Origin of the sequence: Ancylobacter terrae (genome assembly GCF_045108345.1) — a bacterium.
Taxonomy (GTDB): Bacteria; Pseudomonadota; Alphaproteobacteria; order Rhizobiales; family Xanthobacteraceae; genus Ancylobacter.
The window spans coordinates 67,211-84,943 of the sequence record NZ_JBJGXH010000001.1; the positions used below are offsets into that span (position 1 = coordinate 67,211).

The following is a 17,733-nucleotide window of genomic DNA, read 5'->3' on the forward strand; positions in this document are numbered from 1 at the left end:
GAGCCGGGATCGTTCTCCGGGCCGCGATCCCGGATCGGCCTTCAGCCGTCCGGGATGACGCCATGATGTCGCGCCCCGTACCGGGCTTCATCGCCCGCACAGCGGCGACTCTCACTTCGGCCTGAGGTCCAGCCCGACGCCCTTGTTGACGAATTGCAGCGTGTAGGACTTCGCATAGTCCACGCTGCCCTTCACCACATTGGCGCGCACCATCTTGTCGAAGAAGCTCTTCATCTTGGCATCCGTCATGGCGCCGATGCCGAGCTTCAGCGTGTCGCCGGAATCGACGATGCCATATTGCTTCATCTTCTCGATCGAGAACGCGATCATGGCATCCGTCATCTCCGGATTATCCTTCCGGATCAGCGCATTGGCCTTCGAATTGTCGCCGTAGAGATAAGTGTACCAGCCGATCACCGAGGCATCGACGAAGCGCTGCACCAACTCGGGCTTGGAAGCGACCAGCGCGGTGGTGGTCTCGATGGTGGTCGAATAGGTGTCGAAACCCTGGTCGGCGAGCAGGAACAGGCTCGGCTTGAAGCCGCCCTCCTTCTCCACCGCATAGGGCTCAGAGGTGATGTAGCCCTGCATGGCGCTGTTCTTGTCGGCGAGGAAGGGCGCGGCGTTGAAGGTGTAGGGCTTCACCTGGCTCTCGGAGAAGCCGAAATCCTTGACCAGCCACTGGTAATAGGAGGCGAGGCCTTCCTTGGAGATGAACAGGGTCTTCGACTTCAGCTGCTCGAACTTGGTGACGTCCGGGTGGGCGATCAGCACCTGCGGGTCCTTCTGGAACATCGCCGCGACGATCACGGTGGGGATGTTCTGCTCCACCGAGGCGAAGGCCTGCAGCATGTTGGCGCCCATGTAGAAGTCGATCTTGCCGACCGGGAGCAGCAGCCGGTTGTTGGCCTGCGGCCCGCCCGGCAGGATCGTCACGTCGAGCCCGTATTTCGCATAGGTGCCGTCGGCCAGCGCCTGGTAGAAGCCGCCATGCTCGGCCTGCGCCACCCAGTTGGTGCCGAAGGTCACCTTGTCGGCGGCCTGCGCGCCGCTGGCGCTGCCGAAGGCAAGCGCGGCCAGGGCGGCGAGGCGGGCAAGCGGGCGGAAGGCGAGGCGCATCGCGGTCTCCTCAAGGCGGGGGCCGGTGGCGGCCGGCAGGGATGTGCCGGCATATTAGGCGAGCCTTTCGCGAATGCACATATACCCGCGCGCGCCTTCCACCGGCGGGAGCCGCGATCGGTTTATGCCGCACGCGGCCGCGCGAGGGGGCTGTTCAGCGGCTATCGCGATGTCTTAGCCTCGCCCCATGCTGCATCATCTCCTGCCTGCCGCCATCCGCCGTCCCTTCGCCCGCTACAGCCATGCCGTCGAGGTGCCGGCCGGCGCGCGGCTGCTGCTGGTGTCGGGCCAGCTCGGCATCGGCCCGGACGACACCATCCCCGAGAGCGTGGAGGCGCAGGCGGAGCTGTGCTTCCGCGCCATCGCCGTGTGCCTCGAGGAGGCCGGCATGGGACCGGCCGACGTGGTGCGGCTCAACGCCTATGTCACGGACCGCGCGCATATGCCCGGCTACATGGCGGCGCGCGACCGCTTCGTCGCCGATCCCCCGCCGGCCTCGACGCTGATGATCGTCTCCGGCTTCACCCGGCCGGAGTTCAAGGTCGAGATCGAGGCGCTGGCCGCGCGGGCGTGAGGCGGCCTCAGGTGCCGGGGAAGAGCTCGACATGGCTCTCGCCGGTGCGGCCGAGATAGACCGCGCGCCGGCCGAGCAGCGAGACGATGTAGCCGGCGCAGCCGGCGGCGGCGATCCTCACGCAGAAGCCGTCATAGCTGTAACCGGGCCCGTTCGCCTGCGCCTCGCGGATGGCGGCGGCGACCCCGGCCTCGTCGAAGCGCTCGGCGACCGCATAGGGCTTGCCCGCGGGCAGTTCGAGGCTTTCGCCGGAGGGCAGGTAGTAGGTCTTGGTCGCCCGCCTGAGGTCGCAGACATAGGATTCGACGCCCGCCGCGCCGAGCGCGCCGACGATCTGCGGGAAGCTCATCGTGCCGTCATGGGACGCGGCGTTGCAGCGGGCGATGACGGCGTGCGTATCGGGGGGCATGGCGGGTCTCCGCAGGATCAGTCGATCGGGGTGCCGGGGAGGGCGTGATGGTCGACGAGGGCGCGCAGCGTCGCTTCCAGACGGCGCCGTTCCGCCTCGCCGAGATGGCCGAAGAAGGCGGCGTCGTTCGAGTCCGCCGCCGCCGCGAGGTCGGGCACCAGGGCGCGTCCCGCCGGGGTCAGCGACAGGAACTGCGCGCGCGCGTCGTCGCGGTTGGCGTGACGGGCGAGGAGCTCCTTGGCGATGAGGCGGTCGGCCAGCTTGGTCACCGCGCCGCGGGTCAGGCCGAGCCGCGCCGCCAGCCGGCTGGGGCTGAGCGCCTCGGCATCGTGGAGTTCGCGCAGCAGCACCCATTCGGCGACGGTGACGCCGCGCGCCTCGATCTGCCGCGCGAAGGCGTGCGAGACATGATTCGAGACGAGGCGGAGCCAATAGCCGAGATGGGCGGTGAGGGGTGACGGCGCGGGCGGGGCCTCGGCAGGCATGACGGCTCCAGGGCGGGCACTCGATTGATTGACTAGGAAACTAACCACCATTAGTTTCCTAGTCAACTATGCGCCGATCCCGCCCGCGCGGCTGGCGGCGGCGCGGCATTTGGCCTAGAAGGCGCTCCATCCCGCCGGATCGAGACCGAAGGCCGCCATGCCCGCCGCCCGCCCGCCCAAGCGCTTCTGGACCGAGCTCACCTGGACCGATTTCGCCAACGCCGACACTTCCGAATGGATCGCCGTGCTGCCGGTGGCGGCGGTGGAGCAGCACGGGCCGCATCTGCCGGTCGGTGTCGACGCCATGATCGCCGAGGGCTATCTCGGCGAGGTGCACCGGCTGCTGCCGGAGGAGAGCCCGGCGGTATTCCTGCCGCTGCAGGCGATCGGCAAGTCGAACGAGCATGACGACTTTCCCGGCACGCTCTCGCTGTCCGCCGAGACCGTCATCCGCGCCTGGGCCGAGATCGGCGAGAGCGTCCACCGCGCCGGCGTGCGCAAGCTGGTCATCGTCAATTCCCATGGCGGCAACGTGCCGATCCTCGACATCGTCGCCCGCGACCTGCGCGCCCGGCTCGGCATGCTGGCGGTCACCGTCTCCTGGCATCGTTTCGGCTATCCGGAGGGCCTGTTCACCCCGCGCGAACGCGTCCACGGCATCCATGCCGGCGGCGTCGAGACGGCGCTGATGATGGCGTTCCGCCCCGACACGGTACGCGAGGACGCGATCGCCGACTTCGCCCCGGCGACGCTGGGCATGGAGCAGGAGTTCACCTATCTGCGCGCCGGATCGCCGGCGGGCTTCGGCTGGATGTCGCAGGACATCAGCGCCTCGGGCGCGATGGGCGACGCCACCGAGGCGAGCCCGGACAAGGGCGCCGCCTGCGCCGCCTTCGGCGCCCGTGCCTTCGTCGAGCTGCTCGCCGACGTCGCCCGCTTCGATCTCGACCGGCTGCCGGCCGGACCTCTCGGCACGGGAGTCGCCCGATGAACGCCGCTCACCCTTTTCCCGAGCGCCGGGTTACCCTCGACGAGGCGCGGGCCTATGCGGGCGCGGTGCTGGAGCGCTTCGGCACCGCGCCGGCCAATGCCGCGGCGACGGCACGGGCGCTGGTGGCGGCGGAGGCCGACGGGCTCGGCAGTCACGGCCTCGCCCGGCTGCCGAGCTACGCGGCCATGGCCGCGGCCGGCAAGATCGACGGCCATGCGGTGCCGCAGCTCCGCCGTGTCGCCCCCGCCGTGCTGGCGGTCGATGCCGGCAACGGCTTCTCCTACCCCGCCATCGACATGGTGCTCGATCCGGCCGAACAGGTGGCGCGCGAGGCGGGCATCGCCCTCGTCGGCTTCCGCCGCTCCAGCCATTTCGGCGTCGCCGGCCAGCCGGTCGAGGTGCTGGCCGGGCGCGGGCTGGTCGCACTCGCCTTCGCCAACGCCACCGCCTCGATCGCCCCGTGGGGCGGGCGGCGGGCACTGTTCGGCACCAATCCGCTCGCCTTCGCCACGCCGCTGAAGGGCCGGCCGCCGGCTCTGGTCGACCTCTCGGTCGCGCGGGTGGCGCGCGGCAACATCCTCGCCGCCGCCCAGCGCGGGGAGGCGATCCCGGCAGGGTGGGCGCTCGACGGCGACGGCAACCCCACCACCGACGCCAAGGCGGGGCTGGCCGGCACGATGGTGCCGATGGGCGAGGCCAAGGGCACGGCGCTCGCCTTCGTCATCGAGGTGCTCTCGGCGGCGCTCAATGCGGCGACCTTCTCGTTCGATTCCCCGAGCTTCTTCGATGGCGAGGGCCCGCCGGCCGCGATCGGCCAGACGCTGGTGGTGATCGATCCCGGCCGTCTCGCCGGACCGGCCTTCCTCGATCATCTGGAGCGGCTCGCTCACGCCATCGAGTCCGAACCCGGCGCCCGACTTCCCGGTACGCGCCGCCTCGCCAATCGCGAGAAGGCCGCGCTCGAGGGGGTGCGGCTGCCGTCCGCCCTGCGCGCCGCGCTGGCCGGGATCGGCTTCGAGGCGGCGTGAGGCGGCGAAACGAGCGAGCCGGCACCTCGTTACCCTTTACAGCGCAAGGATTCTGTGGTCGCCTTCCTTTGCCCGCCATCCGGCGGGTTCGGGGGCAATCCATATGAACCGTGTCATCCTGGGCGCCGTGGCCTTCGCCGCGGCGGGCGTTCTTTCCTGCGCCGTCGCCGCTGCCGATCCGGTGAACTGGAATGGCACCTGGAGTGGCCAGAGCAATCTCGGGAACCCGTCGACCGTGGTGATTTCCGGCGGCAAGGTCACGAAGTGGCTGAACAACGGCTTCGGCCGCAAGGTGACCGGCTCGACGGTGGGGGCGAACACCGTCACCATCCAAGACGACGGCGGCTGGAAGGCGACCATGACCTCGAAGGACGGCAAGAGCGCCACCATCGTCGCCGCCGGCATCGGCCAGAACGGCTCGCCCGCCCGCAACAATTCGGTGCTGGTGAAGAAGTAGCCTCGCCGCCTGTCGACGACGCCGGGGGCCGGACGAGGGTTCGGCGTGCGGTATCCCCCCACGCTCGGCCGCGTCTGGCCTGGGCGCGCCGGGCTTGCCGACCCGACATGGGTTTCCCGGACGGCGGTGACGACGCCGACCACGTCCGCGCCGATCGTCTCCATCACGGCGAGCTCGGCCGAGACGGTGCCGTGATCACGTCCCCGGCCGGCAGCACGCGCCGGCCTTCCAGCCGCTCCAGCCGGTGCGGGTCGATGAACACGGTCGTCGGTGTCAGCGGCGAGCGATGGAGATCGCCGCCGCCGATAAGCCGTCCTCGAAGCAGCTGCGGTCGCGGCCTACTTCTTCATGCCCGCGGCGATGGACTTGCGGATGATGTCCTTGGCGAGCTCAGTCGGGGCCCAGTCGGCCACCGAGACCTTCTTGCCGCGCTCGAGGTCCTTGTAGTGGGTGAAGAAGTGCGCCACCTGCTCGACAATGAGCGGGGGCAGCTCGCTGTAGCTCTTCACGCCCGCATAGAATGGGTGGACGCGGTCGGCCGGCACGGCGAGGATCTTCTCGTCCTGGCCCTTCTCGTCGGCCATCAGCAGCACGCCGATCGGGCGGCAGGGCACGACGCAGCCCGGGACCAGCGAGACGGGGGCGAGCACGATCACGTCGAGCGGGTCGCCGTCATCGGCCAGCGTCTGCGGGATGAAGCCGTAATTGCCGGGATAGAACATCGCCGTGTGCAGGAAGCGGTCGACCATCAGCGCGCCGGAATCCTTGTCGAGCTCGTACTTGACGGGCTGGCCGCCGAGCGGGATCTCGATGAAGGCGTGGATTTCCTCGGGCGGGTTGTCGCCGGCCGTGACGCGAGAGATGTCCATTGATCTTGGCTCCAGCTCGGAAGGGCCGGGCGGGCCCGGCAAAGCGTCGCTTCCTATAGGTTGCCAGAAGCGCGCCGTCGAGATGATGCACTGCGTCAATTCGTAGAAGATGCCGGTCCTGCCGCCGGCGCCGGCGCATCCACGATACAATGTATCCCGAGGCTGGACGCGGCCGGCCGATATGTTGTATCACTCTCGCCGACGCCGATCCGGCGCAGACGGGACGCCCGACGCCATCATGCCGCCATCGCCGACCCTGCTCGCACCGCAACGGGCCCTGCCTTCCGCCGCCGAGCGGGACCACAGGCACCCGCATGATCACGCGCACGGCCAAGTGAACGGCCATGCGCAGGGTGCCGGCGGTCATGATCATTCGGGGGCCGGAACGGAGATCGCCGATCGTTCCGGCCGGTCTGATCGGTCCGACCATCCACCTCATCGAACCGGAATTCATTCCCATCATCCGCTCCACGCCGCGCCGGCGCGCTTCTCGCTGATGCCGCTCTCGGCCGCGCAGCGGCTCGCCATCGTGGTGCCGATCTGTGCCGTGATCTGGGGCCTCACGCTCTGGGTGATCGCCGGGAGCGGCTCGTGAAACCGGCGCTGGCTTTCGACGACCTGACGCTCGGCTATGACCGGCATCCGGCGGTGCATCATCTCACCGGCGCGGTGCCGGAAGGCTCGCTGCTGGCGCTCTGCGGCCCGAACGGGGCTGGAAAATCGACGCTGCTCAAAGGGATAGCCGGTGCGCTTCGCCCGTTGTCGGGCCGCCTGTCGGTCGCCGGCGGGACGGTTGCCTATCTGCCGCAGGCGGCGGAGATCGACCGGTCCTTCCCGATCAGCGTGCAGGAACTGGTGGCGACCGGGCTGTGGCGCCGGACCGGCCTGTTCGGCGGGGTGGGGCGCGCGGGGCGCGAGGCGGTCGCCGCCGCGCTCGCGAGCGTCAGCCTCGCCGGCTTCGAGGGGCGCCCGATCGGCACGCTCTCGGGCGGGCAGATGCAGCGCGCCCTGTTCGCCCGCCTGCTCCTGCAGGACGCCCGCCTGATCCTGCTCGACGAACCCTTCGCGGCTCTCGACGAGGCGACGGTGGCCGATCTGACCTCCCTGGTGCGCCGCTGGCATGGCGAGGGGCGCACGGTCGTCGCCGTGCTGCACGACCTCGACCTGGTCCGCGCGCATTTCCCGCAAACCCTTCTGCTGGCTCGATCCTGCGTCGCCTGGGGGGCGACGTCGGAGGTGCTGACACCGCCTCACCTGCTCACGGCGCGGCGCATGTGCGAGGCCTGGGACGAGGCGGCGGCGGTCTGTGCGCCGGGGATGGCGGCATGAACCCCTACGATCTTCTCGTTGCCCCCTTTGCCGAGTTCGACTTCATGCGCCGCGCCCTGGTCGGCGTGCTGGCGCTGGCGGTGGGCGCCGGTCCGGTCGGCGTGCTGCTGATGCTGCGGCGGATGAGCCTGACCGGCGACGTGATGGCGCACGCCATCCTGCCGGGCGCGGCGGTCGGCTTCCTCGCCGCCGGGCTGAATCTGTTCGCCATGACGCTGGGCGGCATCGTCGCGGGCTTTGCGGTCGCGCTCGGCGCCGGCGCGGTGGCGCGGGCGACGCAGATGAAGGAGGACGCCGCGCTGGCGGCCTTCTACCTGATCTCGCTGGCGCTCGGCGTGATGCTGGTCTCGCTGCGCGGCTCGAATGTCGACCTGCTGCATGTGCTGTTCGGCACCGTGCTGGCGCTGGACGACGCAACGCTGCTGCTGATCGTCTCGATCTCCTCGCTGTCGCTTCTCGTTCTGGCGCTGCTGTGGCGGCCGCTGGTGATGGAATGCGTCGATCCCGGCTTCCTGCGGTCGGTGAGCCGGGCGGGTGCGCCGACCCATCTCGCCTTCCTCGCGCTGGTCGTCCTCAACCTCGTCGGCGGCTTCCATGCGCTCGGCACGCTGCTCGCCGTCGGCCTGATGATGCTGCCGGCCGCCGCGGCCCGCTTCTGGGTGACGGACCTGACCGCAATGGTCGCCACGGCGACGCTGATCGCGCTCGGTTCGGGCGCCCTCGGGCTGCTGGTCTCCTATCACGCCGGCGTGCCGTCAGGGCCCGCCGTCATCCTCGTCGCCGGCTGTGTCTATGCGCTTTCGGTGCTGTTCGGCCCCATTGGCGGGCTGCTTCCGCGCCTCGTGCCGCGCCGGCACCTCGAAGCCTGAAACAGGAGTTCTCCATGCTTGATCGCAGGACCTGCCTCGCCATCCCGTTCGCGCTCGGCCTCGCCATGCTCGGCGCCGCACCGGCGGCGGCCCAGACCAGCGGGGCCACCGCGCCGATGCCGGTGGTCGCCTCCTTCTCCATCCTCGGCGATTTCGTCCGCAATGTCGGCGGCGACCGCATCGCCCTGACCACGCTGGTCGGTCCGGATGGCGACGCCCATGTGTTCCAGCCCTCGCCGGCCGATGCCAAGAAGGTCGCGGCGGCGCGTGTCGTCTTCGTCAATGGTCTCGGCTTCGAGGGCTGGCTCGGGCGGCTGGTGAAGTCGTCGGGCACCAAGGCCACCACCGTCGTCGCCACCAAGGGGATCGAGCCCCGGCACATGGAGGAGGAGGGCGGCCACGACGCCCACAAGGGCCACGCGCATGAGGAGACCGATCCGCATGCCTGGCAGTCGGTCGCCAATGCCAAGGTCTATGTCGCCAATATCCGCGACGGGCTGATCGCCGCCGACCCGGAGGGCAAGGCCGCTTACGAAGCCAACGCCAGCGCCTATCTCGCCAAGCTCGATGCACTCGAGGCCGAGGTGAAGGCGGCCATCGCCCGCATTCCCGAGGCGCGCCGCCGCGTCATCACCTCGCATGATGCGTTCGGCTATTTCAGCGGAGCCTATGGCATCGAGTTCATCGCGCCGCAGGGCGTCTCGACCGAAGCCGAGGCCTCGGCGAAGGATGTCGCCCGCATCGTCCGGCAGATCAAGGCGGAGAAGATCCCGGCGGTGTTCATGGAGAACATCTCCGATCCCCGCCTCGTCAAGCGCATCGCCGACGAGACCGGGGCCAAAATCGGCGGCACCGTCTATTCGGACGCGCTGTCCGATGACAAGGGGCCGGCGAGCACCTACATCGACATGATGCAGAACAACATCCGCGAGTTCTCCGCCGCCCTCTCGAGCTGAGCGGCACCTGGAGTGACGGGATGCCCGGCGGCCATGCCGGGCATCGACGTTCCGGCGGCGAACGCCGCGGATGGCCGGGATCGCCCGGCCATGATGCTTTTGATGGATTGGCGGAAGCCAAGGAGACGATGATGCCCGAGACCAAGCCCAACGACGGTGCCGCCAGCAAGATTCCCGTGACCGTGCTCACCGGCTATCTCGGTGCCGGCAAGACGACGCTGCTCAACCGCATCCTCTCGGAGCCGCACGGCAAGAAGTACGCCGTCGTCGTCAACGAGTTCGGCGAGATCGGCATCGACAACGACCTCGTGGTCGGCGCCGACGAGGAAGTGTTCGAGATGAACAACGGCTGCATCTGCTGCACCGTGCGCGGCGACCTCATCCGCATCATCGACGGGCTGCTGCGGCGCAAGGGCGACTTCGACGGCATCATCGTCGAGACCACCGGCCTCGCCGATCCCGCGCCGGTGGCGCAGACATTCTTCGTCGACGAGACCGTGGGCGCGCGCACCGCGCTCGACGCGGTGGTGACGGTCGCCGACGCCAAGTGGCTGAAGGACCGGCTGAAGGACGCGCCCGAGGCCAAGAACCAGATCGCCTTCGCCGATGTGATCCTGCTCAACAAGACCGACCTCGTCACCGAGGCCGAGCTCAAGGATGTCGAGCTGCGCATCCGCGCGATCAACCCCTTCGCCCGCATCCACCGCACCCAGCGCTCGGACATCGCGGTCGACAAGGTGCTGGGGCAGGGCGCGTTCGACCTCGACCGCATCACCGCGATCGACCCGGATTTCCTCGAGGGCGGCCACCGCCATTTCCACGACGAGGAGATGCAGTCCTTCTCCTTCTCCTCCGAGAAGCCGCTCGATGCCGACCGGTTCTTTCCGTGGATCCAGGCGCTGACGCAGAACGAGGGGCCGAACATCCTGCGCTGCAAGGGCATCCTCGCCTTCAAGGACGATCCGGACCGCTTCGTCTTCCAGGGCGTGCACATGATCCTCGACGGCGACCACCAGCGTCCGTGGCGGGACGACGAGGAACGCCTGAGCCGCATCGTCTTCATCGGCCGCAAATTGAACCGCGACCGGCTGGAGCAGGGCTTCCTCTCCTGCGTGGCGTGAGCGCGGCCGGCGGGAACGCCCACGACGAACGTCGCGGGGCCGGGCCGGGCGGCGGACACGGAGGTCGTGACGCCGGGCGCGAATTCGGCTAACCCGACAGCGACCTTCCCGATTGCCGATGGGCCCATGGCTGTTTCCTCCGCTCCCTCGTCGCTCACCTCCAAGCTGCTGACCCTCGATCTCGGCGGCGAAGTCGTCGGCGTGCATTTCCTCGGACAGCCGGCGGCCTTCGCGCTGGGCGACGGCTCGATCGCGCTGTGGGACGGGGCGGGCGAGCAGCGCATCCCGGCGCATACGGGGACGATCCTGTCGGTGGCGGGCGACGCGCGCCGTCTGCTGACCGGAGGCGACGACGGCCGCGTCATCGCCACCACCGGCGATGGCGCGCATCGCACGCTGGTCGAGCAGAAGGGCCGCTGGATCGATGCCGTGGCGGTGGGGCCGGACGGCGCCTTCGCCTATTCCGCCGGCAAGACGGCGCATTTCCACCCCGCCAAGGGCGAGGCGAAGCGCCTCGACGTGCCCTCCACCGTCGGCGGCCTCGCCTTCGCGCCGAAGGGCACGCGGCTCGCCATCGCGCATTATGGCGGGGCACGGCTGTGGTTCCCCAACGCGGTGGCCAAGCCCGAGGAGCTGGAGTGGAAGGGCTCGCATCGCGGCGTCGCCTGGCACCCGGAGGGACGCTTCCTCGTCACCGCCATGCAGGAGCCGGCGCTGCACGGCTGGCGGCTTCCGGACGCGGCGCATATGCGCATGAGCGGCTACCCGACGCGGGTGCGCTCGATGTCGTTCACCGCCGGCGGGCGCTTCCTCGCCACCTCCGGGTCGAACGAGGTGATTCTCTGGCCGTTCGCCTCGAAGGACGGCCCGATGGGCAAGCAGCCGACCATGCTCGCCCCACGCGATGTGCGGGTCACCGCGGTGGCCGCCCATCCCAAGGACGAGGTGGTCGCGTGCGGCTATGAGGACGGCCTCGTGCTGCTCTGCCGCATCAGCGACGCCGCCGAAATCCTGCTGCGCGCCCCGCAGGGCAGCCCGGTTTCCGCGCTCGCCTGGCGGCCGGACGGCACGGCCCTCGCCATCGGCACCGAGGATGGCAAGGCGGGCCTGCTCGCGCTTTGACCGGGCGTTAGCCTCGTTTGACCGGTGTCGTGGTGGCGTGAGCGAAGCTGCGTTAGGGTCGGGCGATCCTGCGGTCATCCCGCCCCTCCACAGCGCAAAGGTCCGTGCCCATGAAGATCGCCGACGTTCGCCGCAACGCCTATTCCATGCCGCTGAACAACCCCTCCTATCCCAAGGGTCCCTATCGGTTCTTCAACCGCGAATTCTTCGTCGTCACCTATCGCACCGACCCCGAAATCCTCGCCAAGGTGGTGCCGGAGCCGCTGAAGGTGGTCGACCCGATCGTGAAGTACGAGTTCATCCGCATGCCGGATTCGACCGGCTTCGGCGACTACACCGAGACCGGGCAGGTGATCCCGGTGGAGCTCGACGGGGTCAAGGGCGGCTACGTCCACTCCATGTATCTCGACGACGAGGCGCCGATCGCCGGCGGGCGCGAATTGTGGGGCTTCCCCAAGAAGTTCGCCAAGCCGAGCTTCCGGGTGGAGAGCGACACGCTGGTGGGCACCCTCCACTATGGCAGCGTGCTCTGCGTGAGCGCCACCATGGGCTACAAATACGAGGCGCTCGACAAGGAGGCGCTGCACAAGTCGCTGCTGGCGCCGAACTGGATGCTCAAGATCATCCCGCACGTCGACGGCTCGCCGCGGATCCTCGAACTCGTCGAGTACTACCTCGAGGACCTCGTGGTCGAGGAGGCCTGGACCGGCCCGGCCGCGCTCGGCCTGTTCCCGCATGCGCTGGCCGATGTCGCCAAGCTCCCCGTGCTCGAGGTGCTCTCGGCCGCGCATTTCCGCACCAACCTCACCCTCGGCCTCGGCAAGGTCGTGTACGACTACCTCAAGGACTGAGGCGGAGCCGGCGGCGGCCGGCTCCCATTAGTCCCGAGCGGCGAGGGGCCGGGCCGCCGGCCCCACCGATCGCGTCAGCCGGCGCGGGTGTCGACGATCACCCGGCCGTCATTGGGCAGGCGGCGTCCGCTGACCAGTTCGACGCGACCTTCGACCCGCGCCACGGCGCGCAGCGTCTGCGCCAGCGCCGCGGCGAAATCCGCGTCCAGGCGCTCGACCTCGGCGGCGAGGTGCGCCTCGTCGCGGTCGCCCTCGCGGCTCAGCGTGAGGCGCACCCGCCCGAGCCCGGGATGGCGCCGGCGCAGTTCCGCCATCTGGGCGGCCGTGACCTCGACATCGCCGATGCGGCTCGACTGGCGGGCGGTTCCCAGCCAGCCGGCGAGGCGGGTATTGGTATGCCCTTCCGACGAGGCACCGGGCCGCACGGCCGACAACTGACCCGTGGCGAGGCGGATGAGCGGGCGGTGCGGGTCGAACGCGGTCACCACCACCTCGCCGACTTCGCCCTCGGCCACCGGCTCGCCGGTGCCGGGATGGACGATCTCGACCAGCAGGTCCTCGTTCACCACGAAGCCGTCATGCCCGCCCGTCTCGAAGGCGAGGACGCCGAGTTCCGGCGAGGTCAGCGCCGCGCTGGCGGCGATGCCGCGTTCGGCGAGCCGCGCGCGGGTGGCGTCGTCGAGGCCGCCCTCGGGGATGAAGGCGAGGCGGAGCGAGGCGATGTCCCGCCCGGTCTCGCGCGCCCGGTCGGCCAGCTGCAGCAGGAAATCGGCCGTCCCGGCATAGGCGAGGGGGGCGAGATGCTCGATCACGTCGAGCCGCTCGTCGAGGTCGCCGGGGCCGGCCGGGATGACCGGGCAGCCCAGCGCGCGGCAGCCGGAATCGACGATGAAGCCGCTGGTGGCGAGGTGATAGGGCAGGCAGTTCAGCACCACGTTCTCGCTGCGGATGCCGGCGGCGAAGAGGGCGCGGGCGGCGCGCCAGGCGTCGGTCGCCGCGGCCTCCGCCTGGTAGACCCCGCCCGCCGAGGGGAACAGCCGCTTGAACGCGGCCGGGCGCTCGGCCACCAGCCCGCCGAAGGGCGGGGCGCCGGCCTGCATGCCGGCGATGTCGTGCCGGCGCAGCACGGGCAGCTTCGCCAGCGCCTGCCGCGTCGTCACCGAGCGCGCATCGATGCCGCTCAGAAGCCAGGCCCAGCCCTTGGCGACCTTGGCGCTGCGGACCAGAAGCGGCAGGCGGGCCAGCAGCAATTCCTCGCGCTGCTCGGGCGCCTGGGTTTCCAGCCCGTCGAAATGACGTTGCTCGAGGGAGGAGGTGCCGGGCGCGTCGGGCGCGAATTCGAGCCCGGCGGCGGCGATGTTCGCCAGCGATGCGGCGTAGGAGATCATGCGAGCCACCTTTCGATGTGCCGGCACACGGCCTGACCGCAAAGGACGGCGGGATGCGGGGCGATCCTCGCAGGGGCGCGGGTGGCGTTCGCGCCCGATTCGGCGGTGGCGCCCGCGGTGGCGGCGAGGTGGGCGTCTCGCCGCGACGGGCTTCCGAACTGCGTCCGGCCCTGCCTCTTCCTCCTTTTCGGCACTGGGATCGGCGATCCCGGTCGTGGTCGGCGGCGTTTCCAACACGAGCGCCTGTTCCCGGCGCTTCGTGGTTAAGATTGTGAACGCTGCGTGACGGACGTCAAGTCAGCCGAGCATCAGCCTTTCGCTGGCCATGTAGCCGGCGAGCAGGGCGAGACCGAAGGCGGTGAGCAGGACGGCGGCGCCGAACTCCAGCCCGCGCAGCATCACGGCGCCCCCGCCGCTGCCCCGCGCGGCGAGGCGCACGGCGAGGCGCTTGGCGAAGACGGCGACCGCGGCGATGGCGGTGACGGTCAGCGCGGTGCCGAGGCCCATCAGCAGGGTGGAGGCGGCGCCCACCCAGAAAATGCCCTGCGCCAGTGCGAAGGCCAGCACCAGGATCGCCCCCGAGCAGGGGCGCAATCCCACCGAGACCACCGCCGCCCACCAGCTGCGCCAGTCGCTGCCCTTCGGCAGGTCCTCGGGGGTCGGCATATGGGCATGGCCGTCGGCGCAGCCGCACTCGGGGCCGTGGACATGGGCGGGGACCCCGCGCCAGGCGGCAATGAGCGCCCGCCCCTTGATCAGCGCGAGCCGCAGGCCGATCAGCACGATCATCAGATAGGCGAGGGTCTCGACGATCGAGACGGCGCGCTCGGTCGTCGTCGCGGTGGCGCCGAGGATCACGGCGAAGATGCCGGCGATGAGGATGGCGGTGGCCGATTGCAGCAGCGCGCTGGCGAAGGCGAGGCCGGCGCCGCGCTTCAGCGTCGCCTCGTTGGCGAGGAGATAGGAGGAGATCACCGCCTTGCCGTGCCCGGGCCCCGCCGCGTGGAACACGCCATAGGCGAAGGAGATCGAGGCGAGCAGGCCGAAGGCGTGGCCGTCCGCCTTGGCGGCGCGCACCGCGGCGGTCAGCATCCGGTAGAACTCGGCCTGCTTGGCGAGGATGAAGCCCACCGGGCCGCCGATCGGGGCCGGCGCTCCTCCGGCCGGCGCGCCGGCGCCGAAGGGGTTCGCCTGGGCGAGGGCGGCGGCGACATCGACGAGGACGAGGGCGAGGAGGGCAAGGACCAGCGGACCCGCCAGCCGCGCGGCGAACCGAGGCGCGGCGAACCGGCTCACGGGCATTTCACCGTGACGCGGTTGGCGAATTGCGAGCCGAACTGGCTGGAGGAGGTGAGCGCGTTGAAGAAGGATTCCGACAGGCTGGTCGAGGCGCTGGCGGCCGGGTCCGGGCGGTGCAGGTCGAGCGCGCAGCCGGCCGGGGCGCCGGCGAGCTTCACCGGGTTGTCGTCGGCCAGCGTGAAGGCGACGAAATAGGTGGGGTCATAGACGTCGAGCGCCAGCGCATTGCCCTTGGCCGGCAGCGGCTTGTCGAGCGGCAGGGTGAAGTGCAGCGTCAGCTCGGTGCCGTCATAGGTCAGCTGGTAGTCGACCGGCGGCTTGAAGGCGAATTTCTCCTTCCCCCGCTCGGCGATGGTGAAATAGTCGAATTCCTTCAGCGAATCGACGTTGACCTGGGCGAGCGACTTCAGCGTCGCCTCGGTGGGCTTGCCATCCTTGTCGGCGTCGAGGCCCTGCAGCGCAAAGGCGGAGAAGGCCTCGTCGAAGGTCCAGTGGTGGCGCACGCCGGTCAGCGTGCCGTCGGGGGCGTAGAGCATTTCGGAACGGATGGTCACCCACACATGGGGATGGGCGAGCGCGACGCCGGTGAAGCCGATGAGCGCCAGCACGGCGAGCAGGGCGCGTCTGATCAAAGGCTTCGTCTCCCATTGTCGGATAGGTGAGTGTTGCTGGCGGAGTTCGGCGGAAAGGTGGCCGCGAACCGCGCGACGGCGCATTCGGCGCCGACGTCACGCCGAAATGACGACGGCCGCCCGAGGGCGGCCGTCGCAGGGTCCGGATGCCGGTGCGGCAGGTCCTCAGGCGGCCTTGCGCTTGGGCGCCAGCAGCTTGCGGTTGACCAGCACTTCGGCGATCTGCACCGCGTTCAGCGCTGCGCCCTTGCGCAGGTTGTCCGACACGCACCAGAAGGCGAGGCCGTTCTCGACGGTGGCGTCCTCGCGGATGCGCGAGATGTAGGTCGCGTCCTCGCCCGCCGCCTCGTAGGGGGTGACGTAGCCGCCCGGCTCGCGCTTGTCGACGACGAGGATCCCCGGCGCGTTGCGCAGCGCCTCGGTCGCCTCCTCCACCGTGATCGGCTTCTCGAACTCGACGTTCACGGCTTCGGAATGGGCGATGAAGACCGGCACGCGCACCGCGGTGGCGGTGAGCTTGATCTTCGGATCGAGGATCTTCTTGGTTTCCGCCATCATCTTCCATTCCTCCTTCGTGTAGCCGTCCTCCATGAAGACGTCGATGTGAGGAATGACGTTGAAGGCGATGCGCTTGGGGAACTTCTTGGTCTCGACCGGATCGGATACGAAGACGGCGCGGGTCTGCGTGAACAGCTCGTCCATCGCATCCTTGCCGGCGCCCGACACCGACTGGTAGGTCGCCACCACGACGCGCTTGATCGTCGCCAGGTCGTGCAGCGGCTTCAGCGCCACGACGAGCTGGGCGGTGGAGCAGTTCGGGTTGGCGATGATGTTCTTCTTGGTGAAGCCCTTCACCGCGTCGGCGTTCACTTCCGGCACCACCAGCGGCACGTCGTTGTCGTAGCGGAAGGCCGAGGAGTTATCGATCACCACGCAGCCCTGCGCGCCGATGCGCGGCGACCATTCCTTGGACACCTCGCCGCCGGCCGACATCAGGCAGATGTCGGTGTCGGAGAAATCGTAGTTCTCGAGCGCTTTGACCTTGAGCGTCTTGTCGCCGAAGGAAACCTCCGTGCCCACCGACCGGCGGGAAGCAAGCGCGATCACCTCGTCGGCGGGAAAGCCGCGTTCGGCGAGGATGTCGAGCATTTCGCGGCCCACATTGCCTGTGGCACCCGCGACGGCGACCTTGTAGCCCATTGTCTGATCTCCCGAGGCCCCGCCATTCACAAGCTGGGGCGAGCGCGGGCTTTTACGCGATAAGGTGCGCGGATGCAACGCGCGCGCGGTGTCGCGGGGGGTGGGCGCCGTGCGTTCCGGACGGGGCGCGCGCAAACGGCCCCGCGCCGTTTCCGGCCGGGGGTGGGCGGTCGTCCCATCGCCCGACGAAGGGCGCGCGGGGCACCGGGGCGGACCGCAGCGGCGGCCGCCTGCACCGTTGTTTTAGAAGGTGGTGCAAGCCTTCACTCAGCCAACCGATGCGCCGTTCCCGGCGCCCCGCACGCGGTGTTTTGGGGCTTGCTTCGGGCGACCCCTGGAGGAGCGATCTTGTTATCCTCCACTCTGGGATCCTTGCGCCCGGATCCCTTGCGGGGCCCGGGCCTTCTTCCCGGTGAACGGTGCCAGCACCGTCCGGGAGCGCCCGACTTGGGCCGCCGCGCACGGGGATGCGTTACTGCCCCGCCCGCGGCCACCGCACTCCTCCCCCGCGCCGGTCGCTCCGGTCACGCCCTTTCGCGGGGAGGTGCGCCGCCATTATCGCGCGGTCCGAGGGGCTGCGGATAAAATTAGTGCTGCGGTGTCAGCCCGCCGGCCGGCCGGTCCGCGCGGGGACGATTTCGATGGCGCCGCCGGCCTGCTTCCACGCCGTGAAGCCGCCCTTGAGGTGGCAGAGCTTTTCGAGGCCCATTTCCTGCGCGGTGCGGGTGGCGAGCGCCGAGCGCCAGCCGAGCGAACAGAAGAAGACGAAGCGCTTGTCCTGCGCGAAGACGGGCTTGGCGTAGGGGCTGTCCGGGTCGAGCCAGAATTCGAGCATGCCGCGCGGGCAGGAAAAGGCGCCGGGAATGGTGCCGTCGCGCTCGCGCTCGGCCGGCTCGCGCAGGTCGACGAAAACCACGTCGTCGCGGCCGGGCAGCGCCAGCGCGTCGGCCGGCGCGATGGCCGCGACGGCGGCATTGGCCTCGTCGAGAAGCTGCTGGTAGCCCTTCTTCATCCTGGCCTCCCGTGGCTGCGCG

The 17,733-nt window shown here is 69.8% G+C and carries 20 protein-coding genes; 11 read left to right on the forward strand and 9 right to left on the reverse strand.

The genetic code is table 11. From position 1 onward, the window contains the following. Positions 1-111: 111 nt before the first annotated feature. The gene (locus ACEUEL_RS00320; RefSeq protein ID WP_405700974.1) at positions 112-1,119 is read right to left on the reverse strand and encodes an ABC transporter substrate-binding protein; all 1,008 of its coding nucleotides are present in this window, start codon (positions 1,117-1,119) and stop codon (positions 112-114) included. A 187-nt stretch (positions 1,120-1,306) separates the two neighbouring features. On the opposite strand from ACEUEL_RS00320, the gene ACEUEL_RS00325 reads away from it, so the two are divergent. Beyond that, positions 1,307-1,693, forward strand: a complete 387-nt coding sequence (locus ACEUEL_RS00325) for a RidA family protein (protein WP_405700976.1) — start codon at positions 1,307-1,309, stop codon at positions 1,691-1,693. Between the two features lie 7 nt (positions 1,694-1,700). On the opposite strand, the gene ACEUEL_RS00330 is transcribed toward ACEUEL_RS00325, so the two are convergent. Further along, positions 1,701-2,102 (reverse strand): DUF1398 domain-containing protein, encoded by a 402-nt coding sequence (locus ACEUEL_RS00330; RefSeq protein ID WP_405700977.1) that lies wholly within the window; start codon positions 2,100-2,102, stop codon positions 1,701-1,703. 17 nt (positions 2,103-2,119) lie between these two features. After that, on the reverse strand, positions 2,120-2,587 hold the full coding sequence (locus ACEUEL_RS00335; RefSeq protein ID WP_405700980.1) for a MarR family winged helix-turn-helix transcriptional regulator: 468 nt from the start codon (positions 2,585-2,587) through the stop codon (positions 2,120-2,122). 157 nt (positions 2,588-2,744) lie between these two features. On the opposite strand from ACEUEL_RS00335, the gene ACEUEL_RS00340 reads away from it, so the two are divergent. The 4 genes from ACEUEL_RS00340 to ACEUEL_RS00355 all read left to right on the forward strand — a co-directional run bounded on the left by ACEUEL_RS00340 (position 2,745) and on the right by ACEUEL_RS00355 (position 5,258). Further along, on the forward strand, positions 2,745-3,578 hold the full coding sequence (locus tag ACEUEL_RS00340) for a creatininase family protein (protein WP_405700982.1): 834 nt from the start codon (positions 2,745-2,747) through the stop codon (positions 3,576-3,578). Beyond that, positions 3,575-4,606 carry an Ldh family oxidoreductase gene (locus ACEUEL_RS00345; protein WP_405700984.1) on the forward strand — a complete coding sequence of 344 codons (1,032 nt, stop codon included), beginning with the start codon at positions 3,575-3,577 and terminating at the stop codon, positions 4,604-4,606. Before ACEUEL_RS00340 ends, ACEUEL_RS00345 begins: the two co-directional genes overlap by 4 nt. Before the next feature lie 103 nt (positions 4,607-4,709). Continuing rightward, entirely contained in the window at positions 4,710-5,063 is a 354-nt protein-coding gene (locus ACEUEL_RS00350; RefSeq protein ID WP_405700986.1) for a hypothetical protein, read from the forward strand. Positions 5,064-5,108: 45 nt separating this feature from the next. Then, entirely contained in the window at positions 5,109-5,258 is a 150-nt protein-coding gene (locus ACEUEL_RS00355) for a hypothetical protein (protein WP_405700988.1), read from the forward strand. Positions 5,259-5,401: 143 nt separating this feature from the next. Here ACEUEL_RS00355 and ppa read toward each other — a convergent pair whose 3' ends face one another. Then, positions 5,402-5,932: an inorganic diphosphatase gene (gene ppa, locus ACEUEL_RS00360; protein ID WP_405700990.1), complete on the reverse strand. Its 531-nt coding sequence runs from the start codon at positions 5,930-5,932 to the stop codon at positions 5,402-5,404. Between the two features lie 591 nt (positions 5,933-6,523). Here ppa and aztA point away from each other — a divergent pair. The 6 genes from aztA to ACEUEL_RS00390 all read left to right on the forward strand — a co-directional run bounded on the left by aztA (position 6,524) and on the right by ACEUEL_RS00390 (position 12,180). Then, on the forward strand, positions 6,524-7,261 hold the full coding sequence (aztA, locus tag ACEUEL_RS00365) for a zinc ABC transporter ATP-binding protein AztA (protein ID WP_405700991.1): 738 nt from the start codon (positions 6,524-6,526) through the stop codon (positions 7,259-7,261). Continuing rightward, a complete protein-coding gene (locus tag ACEUEL_RS00370) occupies positions 7,258-8,130 on the forward strand; it encodes a metal ABC transporter permease (protein ID WP_405700993.1) in 873 nt (290 codons plus the stop codon). Before aztA ends, ACEUEL_RS00370 begins: the two co-directional genes overlap by 4 nt. Positions 8,131-8,144: 14 nt before the next feature. Then, on the forward strand, positions 8,145-9,086 hold the full coding sequence (locus ACEUEL_RS00375; protein WP_405700996.1) for a metal ABC transporter substrate-binding protein: 942 nt from the start codon (positions 8,145-8,147) through the stop codon (positions 9,084-9,086). 131 nt (positions 9,087-9,217) lie between these two features. After that, a complete protein-coding gene (locus ACEUEL_RS00380; protein WP_405700998.1) occupies positions 9,218-10,207 on the forward strand; it encodes a CobW family GTP-binding protein in 990 nt (329 codons plus the stop codon). Positions 10,208-10,333: 126 nt separating this feature from the next. Further along, positions 10,334-11,329 (forward strand): WD40 repeat domain-containing protein, encoded by a 996-nt coding sequence (locus tag ACEUEL_RS00385; RefSeq protein WP_405701000.1) that lies wholly within the window; start codon positions 10,334-10,336, stop codon positions 11,327-11,329. Between the two features lie 110 nt (positions 11,330-11,439). Then, positions 11,440-12,180 (forward strand): acetoacetate decarboxylase, encoded by a 741-nt coding sequence (locus tag ACEUEL_RS00390; protein ID WP_405701002.1) that lies wholly within the window; start codon positions 11,440-11,442, stop codon positions 12,178-12,180. A gap of 74 nt (positions 12,181-12,254) precedes the next feature. Here the strand turns inward: ACEUEL_RS00390 and ACEUEL_RS00395 are convergent, their stop codons facing one another. The 5 genes from ACEUEL_RS00395 to ACEUEL_RS00415 all read right to left on the reverse strand — a co-directional run bounded on the left by ACEUEL_RS00395 (position 12,255) and on the right by ACEUEL_RS00415 (position 17,711). Continuing rightward, positions 12,255-13,568: a phenylacetate--CoA ligase family protein gene (locus tag ACEUEL_RS00395; protein WP_405701004.1), complete on the reverse strand. Its 1,314-nt coding sequence runs from the start codon at positions 13,566-13,568 to the stop codon at positions 12,255-12,257. Positions 13,569-13,865: 297 nt separating this feature from the next. After that, positions 13,866-14,870, reverse strand: a complete 1,005-nt coding sequence (locus tag ACEUEL_RS00400) for a nickel/cobalt transporter (protein ID WP_405701006.1) — start codon at positions 14,868-14,870, stop codon at positions 13,866-13,868. Next, entirely contained in the window at positions 14,861-15,499 is a 639-nt protein-coding gene (locus ACEUEL_RS00405; protein ID WP_405701008.1) for a DUF1007 family protein, read from the reverse strand. Before ACEUEL_RS00405 ends, ACEUEL_RS00400 begins: the two co-directional genes overlap by 10 nt. Before the next feature lie 165 nt (positions 15,500-15,664). Next, positions 15,665-16,699, reverse strand: a complete 1,035-nt coding sequence (locus tag ACEUEL_RS00410) for an aspartate-semialdehyde dehydrogenase (protein WP_405701010.1) — start codon at positions 16,697-16,699, stop codon at positions 15,665-15,667. A gap of 601 nt (positions 16,700-17,300) precedes the next feature. Next, positions 17,301-17,711 carry a rhodanese-like domain-containing protein gene (locus ACEUEL_RS00415; protein WP_405701011.1) on the reverse strand — a complete coding sequence of 137 codons (411 nt, stop codon included), beginning with the start codon at positions 17,709-17,711 and terminating at the stop codon, positions 17,301-17,303. Positions 17,712-17,733: the final 22 nt, after the last annotated feature.

Coding starts and splice junctions, on each gene's coding strand:
- ACEUEL_RS00320 (WP_405700974.1), bottom strand. CDS start 1,119: ATGCGCCTCGCCTTCCGCCCGCTTGCCCGCCTCGCCGCCCTGGCCGCG.
- ACEUEL_RS00325 (WP_405700976.1), top strand. CDS start 1,307: ATGCTGCATCATCTCCTGCCTGCCGCCATCCGCCGTCCCTTCGCCCGC.
- ACEUEL_RS00330 (WP_405700977.1), bottom strand. CDS start 2,102: ATGCCCCCCGATACGCACGCCGTCATCGCCCGCTGCAACGCCGCGTCC.
- ACEUEL_RS00335 (WP_405700980.1), bottom strand. CDS start 2,587: ATGCCTGCCGAGGCCCCGCCCGCGCCGTCACCCCTCACCGCCCATCTC.
- ACEUEL_RS00340 (WP_405700982.1), top strand. CDS start 2,745: ATGCCCGCCGCCCGCCCGCCCAAGCGCTTCTGGACCGAGCTCACCTGG.
- ACEUEL_RS00345 (WP_405700984.1), top strand. CDS start 3,575: ATGAACGCCGCTCACCCTTTTCCCGAGCGCCGGGTTACCCTCGACGAG.
- ACEUEL_RS00350 (WP_405700986.1), top strand. CDS start 4,710: ATGAACCGTGTCATCCTGGGCGCCGTGGCCTTCGCCGCGGCGGGCGTT.
- ppa (WP_405700990.1), bottom strand. CDS start 5,932: ATGGACATCTCTCGCGTCACGGCCGGCGACAACCCGCCCGAGGAAATC.
- ACEUEL_RS00370 (WP_405700993.1), top strand. CDS start 7,258: ATGAACCCCTACGATCTTCTCGTTGCCCCCTTTGCCGAGTTCGACTTC.
- ACEUEL_RS00375 (WP_405700996.1), top strand. CDS start 8,145: ATGCTTGATCGCAGGACCTGCCTCGCCATCCCGTTCGCGCTCGGCCTC.
- ACEUEL_RS00380 (WP_405700998.1), top strand. CDS start 9,218: ATGCCCGAGACCAAGCCCAACGACGGTGCCGCCAGCAAGATTCCCGTG.
- ACEUEL_RS00385 (WP_405701000.1), top strand. CDS start 10,334: ATGGCTGTTTCCTCCGCTCCCTCGTCGCTCACCTCCAAGCTGCTGACC.
- ACEUEL_RS00390 (WP_405701002.1), top strand. CDS start 11,440: ATGAAGATCGCCGACGTTCGCCGCAACGCCTATTCCATGCCGCTGAAC.
- ACEUEL_RS00395 (WP_405701004.1), bottom strand. CDS start 13,568: ATGATCTCCTACGCCGCATCGCTGGCGAACATCGCCGCCGCCGGGCTC.
- ACEUEL_RS00400 (WP_405701006.1), bottom strand. CDS start 14,870: ATGCCCGTGAGCCGGTTCGCCGCGCCTCGGTTCGCCGCGCGGCTGGCG.
- ACEUEL_RS00410 (WP_405701010.1), bottom strand. CDS start 16,699: ATGGGCTACAAGGTCGCCGTCGCGGGTGCCACAGGCAATGTGGGCCGC.
- ACEUEL_RS00415 (WP_405701011.1), bottom strand. CDS start 17,711: ATGAAGAAGGGCTACCAGCAGCTTCTCGACGAGGCCAATGCCGCCGTC.